The organism is Clostridium sp. HMP27 (assembly GCF_000765165.1).
Taxonomy (GTDB): Bacteria; Bacillota; Clostridia; order Clostridiales; family Clostridiaceae; genus Clostridium_AK.
The window spans coordinates 170,924-181,710 of the sequence record NZ_JMFY01000022.1 but is presented as its reverse complement, the minus strand read 5'-3'; the positions used below and the strand labels follow the sequence as shown (position 1 = coordinate 181,710).

Here is a 10,787-nt window from a genome sequence, read left to right as displayed (position 1 = left end):
ATATGAACCTTATATTTTATTTATAGGCAAGTTCTTAAACTATAATTTTTTATTTATTTCTTAACTTTTTATCAATAATATCATTATCAAATGGAGTTTTATATTCAGACTCATTTTTAAAATTTACTACTGCCTTTTTAACTCTATTCATCGATGCTATTGTTCCCGGTCCAGCAATACAGCCACCGGGACATGCCATACCTTCAAGCAAATATCCATTCTTTTTTCCAGACTTTGCTACCTTCATAAGCTTTACACATTCATGTAAAGTTGATACACCTTCTATGTTAATTTCCCTTGACGGGTCAATAATCAAAGCAGTCTTTTTTACTGCTTCAGCTACTCCCCCTGCTATAGCATATCCTCGACCTAATGTTGAAGCATCCTGTATTTCTTTAGATACTTCTATTTCTGATAATTCTATTTCCTTGGCAACAAACATACCCATAAGTTCCTCAAAGGTTATTACAAAGTGTACATAGTCCTTAACATCTTCTCTTAATGCTTCTAATTTCTTGGAAATACATGGCCCTATAAATGTTATATTTGCATCTGGGTCAATTTTCTTAATATGCTTTGCAGTCTCAACCATCGGAGAAGCAGAGTCCGATATATATTCGTATTGATCTGGAAATAGCTTTTTAACCATTAAAGTCCAAGAATTACAACAGCTTGTTCCCATATAAGGAATATCATTAGGTACTCTTTCAAGAAATTCTTTTGCTTCGTGAAGAGTTGTAATATCAGCGCCCAAGCTTACCTCTACCACATCTCTAAAGCCAAGCTGTTTTATACCCTCAAATATTTGAACCGGAGAAGCTAATGGTCCAAACTGTCCCAAAAATGAGGGAGCTATTATGGCATACATATGAGTATTGGTCTTTAGTGATTTGATTAGCTGATATATTTGAGACTTATCTGCAATGGCTCCATAAGGACAATGAGTAATGCATCTTCCACAGGATACGCATCGGTCTCTGTCTATCTGAGCTCTTCCTAAATAATCACTATCTATTGCATTAACACCACATGCAGCGGCACAAGGCCTTTCATATTTTACAATTGCACTATATGGGCAGGTTTCCTTACATCTACCACATTTAATGCATTTTTCCTGATCAATAATTGCTCTATTCTTTCCTATAGAAACTGCATTTGTTGGACATACATTAGTACATGGATGAGCCAAGCACTTTCGACAATTGTCTGTTACATAAAAGGCTTTAGTCGGACATGCTTCACATGCATGGGTAATAACATTTACCAAAGGCTCAATAAATTGAGTTTTATCCACATCTACTTCGGAAATCCCATCAGTAACACGGTGATATTCAGTTGGTTTTCTTGCATCTAAACCCATTGTTAGTCTTAGTCGCTCGTCTACTATTGCTCTTTCTCTAAATATACTATCTCTATATATACCTACCTCATTAGGTAAAATTTCAAAAGATGCTTTCTCTAATTCGCTTAGATCAGAAGCATCGTATGCCATTTTGGCAATAGTAGAAAATACCTTTCTTCTAATATTAATTAGATTAACATAGCTTTCTTTCATGACAAACTTTTCCTCCGTAGTTTTCTTTTACTTCTTTCTTACTTTGTTTATAATTTTCTCCATTACAATCTGGCTAGTAGCATTAAATATTGTCTCGTCATCTATAACTACTACGGGTGATATTTTTTTATTAGTTCCTTTGCAAAACCCTAAACACTTGACTACTTCAACTTCCAATTCTTCAACATTATAGTTATCTAAGTCTTCATTAATAATGTCCTTTAAGTCTTCAATTTGGTCTAAAATACCCATCGCTCCAAGCAGCGTACAGTTTGAACCTACACAAACTTTTACATTCATAATACCCCTCCAAATTCATTCCTGTTTTATCATTTATATTTAATATTAAAGCATATTTCTCTACTACTTTCTACCAAGGGAATAAAAAAACAATATTTAATTTAAAAAGTTTGTTTAATAAATAGTAATTGTACTCTACTTAATTTCAATTAGCTCATACTTCATTGTTCCTAATCCAATTTTTTCTGCATGACTAAGAGATGTCCTACCCTTTTCAAAAAGTTTTTTCCTGCTGTTTTCCTGAACTAAGTCAAGGCATGCTGTATCCAAAGCAACAGGATCTTTTCCAGCAAGAATACCGATATTATCTGCAATTGGTTTCATATGTGTACCTGCACAGTCACACTCCTTGGTAATATTATGTACAAAGGTGATGTATATGTTGTCTTTATCTTTTGACGCTCCGTAGGCATACTCTGAAAGTTTCTCAAAAAAATGAGAGCCTCCCCAGGTGTTTTCAATTGCACCTTGAGGACAAACAGCAATACACCCTGCACAGCCAATGCATTTACTACTATCAATTACCGCAGTGTCTGGAGTTTGAATGGCCTCAAAGTTGCACTTTTTAACACAAATACCACAGGAAATACATTTTTCAGCAGTTACCACAGGGGATATGCCAGAATGCTGCTCCAATTTTCCACCTCTAGCAGCAAAACCCATAGCAAGCTGCTTTAGAGCACCACCAAATCCAGCTTCTACATGACCCTTGAAATGACTCATAATAATAAATTGTTTGAATTTCCCATAACCCTTACCTATTTTACATTTTTTAATATACTCTTTATTTATTTCTATTTCATCATATTCTGTTCCAATATCTCCATCTGCTATTACGATTGGAATCTGTGTGAACCCATGAGCTTTTGCTGTTTCAATGTGTAGCTTTGTAGTAGTCCTTGATCCTCTATACAATACATTAGTTTCAATATAAGACGGTGATACTCCGTTTTCTTTCAAATAACTTATGGTTTCCTCATAGCATTTTGCAGGAATAAAGGTTTTGTTTCCCTTTTCACCAAAATGAACCTTTATAGGCACTTCTTTTTCAAACTGGTGTCCAGTTTCTGATACCACTTTTTTTAATAGCTCCAAGGCATCTTTTCCAAGCCTCGCATAATCTGATTCCGAATTTTTAATAAAATATACTTTACTCAAGTTAGCACCTTCCATTTCGACTAATTTATTTTGTTTCTTGCACTAAAAGCATTTTTTCTAACTTTGTTGTCTTACTCATACTCTTTGTTTTGTTTATGGACTGTCTCTGTGCCAGCCTCAATTGCTGTTTCATAATACCATATTTTATGTTCAATAGTTTCCATTACCTTTTTTAATTCTTCCATCTGCTTTTGAACATATTCCTTTCTTTCAAGAAAAATCTCCAACCGATCCTTAAGAGTATTATCCCCCTCTATACACAAATCCATGTACCTTTTTATATCTCTTATTGGCATTCCAGAATTCTTCATACAGGCTATAATACCTAAGCCTTGAAAATCTTCATCTTTGAAAACTCTGGTTCCATCTGGCTTTTTATCCACAAACGGCAAAAGTCCTTCTTTATCGTAGTAACGCAGGGTGGAAACTGCAACCCCCATTTTCTCTGCTACTTGTCTAATGGTATAGCTCATAGAGCACCCCCTTCTCCACTGAGTAATTGCTAATCATAATTAATTTCACCTATAACCATATGATAAGTGGTAAAGTTAACTTTATGTCAACAGTTTCTTTAAAAAAATTAAAAATTAATTGAAGACTATTAAAATAAAAAGAGCCTTCTAATCTTCTCATATTATAGCAAAGACACTCTGTAAATCCAAAATTAAGAATTTACGGAGTGCCTTTTGTCTTAATATTATATTTTTACATCCAGCTCAATACTTAACCAATTATAGATTGGTAAACATCCTACTTCTACCTATTAGGAAATTTAAAAAATGATAAATTTCTCTATACTATCTATACGAATATAAAATCTTTCTGATTACTTGCAGCTCTTTGTAAACTACCAAAAGCTGAAATAGGAGTATATGCGCCAGTTACACCACCTAGAGATATACTTGTTATTTTTAATTCAAATTCAATTCCTTGTCCTTTAATCAAAATAACATGAGCATTAGTGGATACTGATGGATCTGAAATCAAAACTGATTTTGTCTTATCAAACCCAAGTCCTGCCATAGCAATTGCAGCATGTACGTTAACATTTCGCGGATACAATTTACATATTTCTTTTGTGGAACCTTCATAAACAACAGTTCTTTCTGTATCCTGTCTTCCAAGGCTTTTAGGACTTTTAGTAGTAGTAATAGTAACACTATCTATAACCATTCTTCCATCAAACAATCCATCTAATCCCAAGATTGCACCATGAGGGATATAAACTTTTGTTCCGTATTTTTTAGAACTTTCTAAAATCCTTTTATATAATTCTTCGTTTGAAAATGCTGTAGTTGAAAATGCAAGTAAATCAGCACTTCTTAAAATTTTCTCTCCATATTTTTCAATAATATCTGCATGAGCAACTTCTACTACCAAATCTACTTTTTCAAATAAATCTGAAGTAATTTCTTTCACATAAGGTAATTCTTGTTCATCTTTTTCTTTATCATCACCTATAACAACAAATTCTATGCTGTAATTTTCTTCCTGATGCACTTGTTTTACTATTTGCTTACCAATAGTTCCGTAACCAATAAATCCTATTTTTTTCATAGCTCATCCATCTCCCTTTTATCTTTTTATTTCATCTAAATAACTGTATACAATTATTTTAAGAACTTGCTACTGCTCTTATATACTCATACCTTCAAATTTACCAAACTGATCCATTCCAATGTTACCACCTGAAATAAACAAAACTACTTTGTCATTTGCATTAAATTTAACTGCTCCTTGTAAGATAGCACCTAAGGTGATACATGAAGAAATCTCAGCTAATAATTTTCCCTTAGTTAAAAATAACTTAGTTGCTTTAAGAATATTTTCTTCATCTACTGTGACAATTTTATCAACATATTTTTCTACAACAGGATAATTAAGTTCGCCAGGTTTTAATGTTTGTAATCCATCAGCTACTGACTTTGATTCTGAAGACAAGGCAACCGGATGACCTGCTACAAAACTATTAGTATAGCGGGCAACTAATGTAGGTTCAGCTCCAATGATTTTTACTTGTGGATTAGTTTCTTTAACTGCTGTAGATAATCCACCAATTAATCCACCTCCACCAATTGGGGAAATTATATAATCTACATCTGGCAGTTGTTCCAGTATTTCTAAACCTGCAGTACCTTGTCCTGCGATGACTTCATTATCATCAAATGGTGAAATAAAACTCAAATTATTTTCTTCACTTAATTTTTTAGCTACATTAAATCTTTCTGCAGGAACACTAAAAATAACTTCCGCTCCATATGATTGGATTCCTTCAACTTTGATTTTCGGTGCAGTTTCTGGAACTACAACATAAGCCTTAGTACCTAGTTGTTTAGCCGCATACGCTATAGCTTTCCCATGATTTCCTGATGAAGCTGTTATAATTCCTTTTTTCAATGCTTTCTCTGGCAAGGTTATTGAAGCATTAAGAGCACCTCTGACCTTAAAAGAATTGGTCTTTTGAAAAGATTCCATTTTGGCATATACTTGACAACCTAAATATTCATCTAGATTATTTAAACGAAGGAGAGGAGTCTTATTGATATAGGGAGCAATACGTTTTTGAGCCTCATAAATCGATTCTATTGTAACCACGATTTTAACCTCCTAAAATTAAAATATTTTATATAACTTAGATATCGTTATCCAGTGTCGTAGCCGCCATTACTCCAACCTTGAAAGGATGGGAGTCTTAGGTCAGGTACACATCGTGCAAACTATAATTAAATACTATCATCACAATAAATATTTGTAAAATGATGATTTTCGCATTATAATATGTAATAAATGCATATTATAACAATCATATTTAAATTAATTATAATAAAAACGAGGTTGTTACTATGGATATTAAAGATATTAAAATTTTTTTGGAAATAAACAATTACCGTAATATTAGTACAGCAGCACGTGCTTTGTTTTTAACCCAATCTACAGTTAGTAGAAGACTTTCTATGTTAGAAAAAGAATTAAACGTCAAATTACTTTTCCGAGGGAAAGGACATGACACAGTTCAATTGACACCATCTGGTGAACGTTTTTTAACAATAGCTGAACAAATATTAGCTCTTTCTATAGAAGTAAATTCACTAGAAGAAAATAATTTAATTGAGCATTTATCTATAGCTGTTCCTGATAGTTTAGCTTCCTATATGTTAAGAGATTTTTTTAGGCAATTATCACGAAAAAATCCTAATTTGAAGTTAGAAATCATTTTGCTTGATTCCATCCCTACTTATGAGATGGTAGCTAATAGAGAAGTAGATATAGGATTAACTAACGGAGAAGCACCTTATCCAGAATTAAATTCTAATTTAATATTTAAAGAAAATTTTGTTGTAATGAGAAAGGGAAATAAGAATTCTTTTTCTGAAATAGTACATCCTTCTGAATTAAAATCAAATAATGAAATATTTCAATTTTTCGGCCAAGATTATAATCATTGGCATGATTATTGGTGGAAACCTGGATTTGCAAAGTTACGAGTGAATTTAGCACAGCTTACAGTAGAATTTCTGAACGAAGAGGAAGACTGGACAATTCTTCCCGAATCTGTGGCATGCTCATTACTTCCAGACGATTGTTATTTATCACGCTTATCAGATCCACCTCCAGAGCGTTGTTGTTATTCTATAATACATAAAAAGCCACGTTCTGATAGAGCTTTAACAATACAAAAATTTAACAGGAGTTTACAAGTTTATATAAAAGAACGAACAAAAAATAAATAGAGATGTAAATCCTGGTGGACCTTTTGAAGTTAGATGGATGGGATTAAGCATATTTTCAATCCAAATACCTATGTGCGTAAAAAATCCGAGCAACCTCGGATTTTTCATTTATTGTATTTAATTGTTATGCTACTTGTGAGTGTTACAACCACAAGTACTTTTACTTGTTCCACTATGCGGACAACCAATACATTTGACTCCTTTTTTCTTTTCACTAACAATCTTTGAGATTGAAGCACATGCTATTGCTAATATAACTAGAATTACAATTATATTTGCCATAATTCCCTCCTGTATTCCTTTCTTTACACGTAACAAGTATCAATTGTTACGCATCCTAAGCACTTAAAGCTAGCTTTTCTTCAGCTCTTTTATCGCCTTTTCTCACAAGATATACAACACAACTAATTAATCCGGTTACAACAATTAAGCCTGGTATAAATCCTGTACCCACTGAACCTGTTGTGATCACCGTACCAACTTGATAAATAATAAATGCCACAACGTAACCCATACCAAATTGGAATCCAATAGCACCCCATAGCCACTTTTTACTCTCCAACTCAGAATTCATGGCGCCAATAGCAGCAAAGCATGGTGGTGTAAACAAGTTAAACATTAAATAGGCTAACGCTACTACAGAACTTAGTCCCATAACACTTGCAACACTTGCTCCATCACCTATTAGAGCAAATTCTTCACCATCAATAAAGTTTGTTATTCCGTATACAACTGCTAATGTACCAACCACATTCTCCTTAGCGATAAAGCCACTGATTGCCGCAGCTGCCAATTGCCAAGCACCAAAACCTAAAGGTATCAATAATACAGCAAATGGTGATGCGATACTTGCTAAAATACTTGTACTTTCTGCACCTTCAGCAACAACTTGGAATTGCCAGTCGAAGGTTTGCATGATTTGTACTACTACATTAGAAAGAAGTATGATCGTACTAGCCTTAACAATATAAGCTTTACCTCTTGAAATCATCTCTAAAGCGGCTCTTTTGATACTTGGAAATTTATATTCCGGCAATTCCATAATAAAGAATGATCTTGCATGTTTCTCACCGGTTATTCTTACTACTATTAGGGCTCCCATAATGATAATTGCAATACCTGTGAAATACATAGTCGTTCCTACCCATGCCGCATCATTAAAGAACACACCGGCAAATAATGCGATAACAGGCAGCTTAGCTCCACATGGCATAAATGTTGTTAACATTGCAGTTGTTCTTCTTTGTCTTTGATTTTTAATTGTTCTTGTTGCCATAACACCTGGAATACCGCACCCCGTACTAATAATCATAGGTATAATTGACTTCCCTGATAAACCCACTTTCTTGAAGAAACGATCCATAACAACAGCAACACGAGCCATATAACCACAATCTTCAAGTAATGCTAATAAGAAAAATAATACCATGATAAGAGGTAAGAAACCAACAACGGCTCCAACTCCACCAATAATGCCATCTAATAAAATTGAAGAAAGTACAGGTGATACACCTTCGCCAAGTGCCCCTTCTGCCCATACATAGAATAAATCAATCCAGCCAACTAAAGCATCTGCTAAAAATGGTCCTACATGGGTTTGTGATATTGAAAAAACCGCCCACATAATCACTGCAAAAATAGGAATTCCCAACCATTTATGAGCCAAAATTCTATCAGCAGCATCCTGTTTGGTTTGACTATTACTACTTATTTGCTTAGCCTCCACCTTTGAAACAATTCCTTTGACAAACTCATATCGTTTTTTATCAGAGGCTTCAACTGAGCTTCTATCCGCCATATTTATACCTTTACCATCAAATGGTGCAGTTTGAACCTTACCCTTTACCCCTACTACTGTAGATATAAGCTTTTCTAAGCCATTGTTACTTCCTTTTGTTGATACCGTTTCAACAACAGGACAACCCAATGCTTTAGATAACCTATCCACATCTATAGTTGTCTTTTTCTTCTTATTCAAATCACTTTTATTTAAGGCAACAACAACTGGTATCCCTAATTCAAGAAGTTGAGTTGTGAAAAATAAGCTTCTACTTAAGTTAGTTGCATCAACGATATTAATAATAACATCTGGATTTTCATTTCTAACAAAACTACTTGTAATACTTTCCTCAGATGTGAACGGAGACATTGAATATGCCCCTGGAAGATCTACAGCTGTAATTCGGACATTTGTCTTATTAAGATTTTTCTTAATATCCCCTTCTTTTTTCTCAACCGTTACACCTGCCCAGTTACCTACATGTTCAATTTTTCCTGTTATCGCATTAAATAGTGTTGTTTTTCCACTATTAGGATTTCCCGTTAGTGCTACTTTCATGTTTCCCTCCATATTCATGTATATTTACCTCCTCATTTTATATTTGTTAGCCTCAGCTAACTTTTTGCGAGCAAAAAACTCCTACAATAAATTTAATCATATGTAAAGTTAACCAAGGTTAACTTTCGGCCAAATAAAAAGCTATATAATAATAGCTTCAGCCAAATCTTTATCAATACTATATCTTGCATCCTTTACTGTAATAACATAATTGTCTGCAAGTATAGATATAAGAGTTATTGATTCTCCTTCGTAACAGCCTAATGTAAATAAGAAATCTTTAATTTCTTCATCATTAGTATCAATATCCTTTATAGTATATTCTGTATTAATCCTTCCCTGTGCCAGATTCATCACTAGACCACCCAATCCTTCTGTTTTGTTTAAAGTTCTAGACATAGATTTATTACCTATAATACTCTCCATACATACACCTCCAAAGTTTGTATTACCTATCAATATTTATATTGTTTTTATGTAGATATTCTCCATTCTATATGCATTTTCATCTGCTTCCCCTGCTGTCAACTCAATGATATCTCCTTAATGCTATTTTTGATATTACTTTCCATATGAATCCATGAACGTTTTGAAAATGTTATTTTTATTCCATATTTCTTAGACTCTTTTTTTATAATATTCATCATTGCATGGTCTACAAAATCAATCAAAACCAATACTAAGTCTGTCTTACAGCTTATTTTTAATTTTCTATCTCCATATTTTCTTCCACTTATATGTTGTATATCTGAAAATCCATTTTCAGATAACTTATGCGTAATGCTGCCTAATTTGTCTCCTCCTATAACCAAAATACTCATACAATCCCTGTCTCCTCTTTAATTAATATATAACTTATTATGAAATATAACTTACACATCAGCAGATATTGATTGTCATTATCAATAAATATGCAAACCTATCTTTATACCTTTAGTTAATCGTAATACTAATATTATCTAATACTTTCCTTGGCTTAACTCCATTTATAATCATTTTAATAATATTGTATTTTATTTCATCATATCTTGTAAAAATCTTCTTTGCTATCTCTATATCATGATAGACTTTCCAATACCCTATCATTTTACACTTTATATTTGGACAATCAGTAAAAACAATTACATCATCTACAGGATATCCTAAAAAAATTCCTATTTCATGTGGACATATATGTTCAAATCGCTTGCTTAAAATAACTAAACATTCCTTCAAGCTCATTTCTTTGCTATATCCAAATCTATTTAAAAACTCAATATTTCTTTTTTCTCTTATAGCACTTTCTAATTTCTCTTCATTGTAAAATAGCACAACAATGTGATTCTCACTTTTTTTCAATTCAAAAAACTTAACATTTAGCATATCTTTTATTTGTTCCTTATTTTTCTGCCAAAGGTTATATATATTACGATTATCATTACTAAAAGTAATCAAAGATGATACTTTTTCTCCTGCTAGGGTTGGAGCAGCACTAAAGAGTATTTTTGATAACAAGTACTCTATATTACTGTATTTATTTACAATGTTTATATAACTATTTAATTCATTCCTACTTATAATTTTCTCCATATTAATGTCTCCTTGTAAAGATCCTTATTATATACACGTTATTTGATAACGATTATCATTTTCATCTATATTTTATTATAGTCCTTTTTTTTAAATTTACAAGTGTTTTTATCCATTTTTTTATAAATTAAGAAAT

General features: G+C 32.8%; 12 protein-coding genes. 1 reads left to right on the top strand and 11 read right to left on the bottom strand.

The annotated features are described in order from the left end of the window. Positions 1-49: 49 nt before the first annotated feature. The 6 genes from DP68_RS12595 to DP68_RS12570 form a co-directional block, all read right to left on the bottom strand. Positions 50-1,555 carry a 4Fe-4S dicluster domain-containing protein gene (locus DP68_RS12595; RefSeq protein WP_035310003.1) on the bottom strand — a complete coding sequence of 502 codons (1,506 nt, stop codon included), beginning with the start codon at positions 1,553-1,555 and terminating at the stop codon, positions 50-52. Positions 1,556-1,582: 27 nt separating this feature from the next. Next, the gene (locus DP68_RS12590) at positions 1,583-1,855 is read right to left on the bottom strand and encodes an NAD(P)H-dependent oxidoreductase subunit E (protein WP_035310001.1); all 273 of its coding nucleotides are present in this window, start codon (positions 1,853-1,855) and stop codon (positions 1,583-1,585) included. A gap of 135 nt (positions 1,856-1,990) precedes the next feature. Then, on the bottom strand, positions 1,991-3,013 hold the full coding sequence (locus DP68_RS12585; protein ID WP_035309999.1) for a DUF362 domain-containing protein: 1,023 nt from the start codon (positions 3,011-3,013) through the stop codon (positions 1,991-1,993). 71 nt (positions 3,014-3,084) lie between these two features. Then, positions 3,085-3,486 carry a MerR family transcriptional regulator gene (locus DP68_RS12580; protein WP_035309997.1) on the bottom strand — a complete coding sequence of 134 codons (402 nt, stop codon included), beginning with the start codon at positions 3,484-3,486 and terminating at the stop codon, positions 3,085-3,087. Positions 3,487-3,814: 328 nt separating this feature from the next. Continuing rightward, positions 3,815-4,570 carry an aspartate dehydrogenase domain-containing protein gene (locus DP68_RS12575; RefSeq protein ID WP_052085788.1) on the bottom strand — a complete coding sequence of 252 codons (756 nt, stop codon included), beginning with the start codon at positions 4,568-4,570 and terminating at the stop codon, positions 3,815-3,817. Positions 4,571-4,648: 78 nt separating this feature from the next. After that, a complete protein-coding gene (locus DP68_RS12570; RefSeq protein ID WP_035309995.1) occupies positions 4,649-5,608 on the bottom strand; it encodes a threonine/serine dehydratase in 960 nt (319 codons plus the stop codon). A gap of 248 nt (positions 5,609-5,856) precedes the next feature. Here DP68_RS12570 and DP68_RS12565 point away from each other — a divergent pair, with 248 nt between their 5' ends. After that, complete coding sequence (locus DP68_RS12565) at positions 5,857-6,744, top strand: LysR family transcriptional regulator (RefSeq protein ID WP_035309993.1); 888 nt, start codon at positions 5,857-5,859, stop codon at positions 6,742-6,744. Positions 6,745-6,873: 129 nt separating this feature from the next. Here DP68_RS12565 and DP68_RS19645 read toward each other — a convergent pair whose 3' ends face one another. The 5 genes from DP68_RS19645 to DP68_RS12545 form a co-directional block, all read right to left on the bottom strand. Continuing rightward, complete coding sequence (locus DP68_RS19645) at positions 6,874-7,026, bottom strand: FeoB-associated Cys-rich membrane protein (RefSeq protein WP_291549023.1); 153 nt, start codon at positions 7,024-7,026, stop codon at positions 6,874-6,876. A gap of 55 nt (positions 7,027-7,081) precedes the next feature. Beyond that, positions 7,082-9,082, bottom strand: a complete 2,001-nt coding sequence (locus tag DP68_RS12560; protein WP_035310053.1) for a ferrous iron transporter B — start codon at positions 9,080-9,082, stop codon at positions 7,082-7,084. 141 nt (positions 9,083-9,223) lie between these two features. Next, on the bottom strand, positions 9,224-9,508 hold the full coding sequence (locus DP68_RS12555) for a FeoA family protein (protein ID WP_363330958.1): 285 nt from the start codon (positions 9,506-9,508) through the stop codon (positions 9,224-9,226). A 98-nt stretch (positions 9,509-9,606) separates the two neighbouring features. Then, positions 9,607-9,903 (bottom strand): DUF2325 domain-containing protein, encoded by a 297-nt coding sequence (locus DP68_RS12550; RefSeq protein WP_035309992.1) that lies wholly within the window; start codon positions 9,901-9,903, stop codon positions 9,607-9,609. 112 nt (positions 9,904-10,015) lie between these two features. After that, positions 10,016-10,651, bottom strand: coding sequence for a DUF3793 family protein (locus DP68_RS12545; protein ID WP_291549019.1), 636 nt, complete (start codon positions 10,649-10,651; stop codon positions 10,016-10,018). Between the last annotated feature and the right edge of the window lie 136 nt (positions 10,652-10,787).

Excerpts from the sequence above, each read along its gene's own strand:
- DP68_RS12595 (WP_035310003.1), bottom strand. The coding sequence starts at position 1,555 with ATGAAAGAAAGCTATGTTAATCTAATTAATATTAGAAGAAAGGTATTT.
- DP68_RS12590 (WP_035310001.1), bottom strand. The coding sequence starts at position 1,855 with ATGAATGTAAAAGTTTGTGTAGGTTCAAACTGTACGCTGCTTGGAGCG.
- DP68_RS12580 (WP_035309997.1), bottom strand. The coding sequence starts at position 3,486 with ATGAGCTATACCATTAGACAAGTAGCAGAGAAAATGGGGGTTGCAGTT.
- DP68_RS12575 (WP_052085788.1), bottom strand. The coding sequence starts at position 4,570 with ATGAAAAAAATAGGATTTATTGGTTACGGAACTATTGGTAAGCAAATA.
- DP68_RS12565 (WP_035309993.1), top strand. The coding sequence starts at position 5,857 with ATGGATATTAAAGATATTAAAATTTTTTTGGAAATAAACAATTACCGT.
- DP68_RS19645 (WP_291549023.1), bottom strand. The coding sequence starts at position 7,026 with ATGGCAAATATAATTGTAATTCTAGTTATATTAGCAATAGCATGTGCT.
- DP68_RS12560 (WP_035310053.1), bottom strand. The coding sequence starts at position 9,082 with ATGAAAGTAGCACTAACGGGAAATCCTAATAGTGGAAAAACAACACTA.
- DP68_RS12555 (WP_363330958.1), bottom strand. The coding sequence starts at position 9,508 with ATGGAGAGTATTATAGGTAATAAATCTATGTCTAGAACTTTAAACAAA.
- DP68_RS12550 (WP_035309992.1), bottom strand. The coding sequence starts at position 9,903 with ATGAGTATTTTGGTTATAGGAGGAGACAAATTAGGCAGCATTACGCAT.
- DP68_RS12545 (WP_291549019.1), bottom strand. The coding sequence starts at position 10,651 with ATGGAGAAAATTATAAGTAGGAATGAATTAAATAGTTATATAAACATT.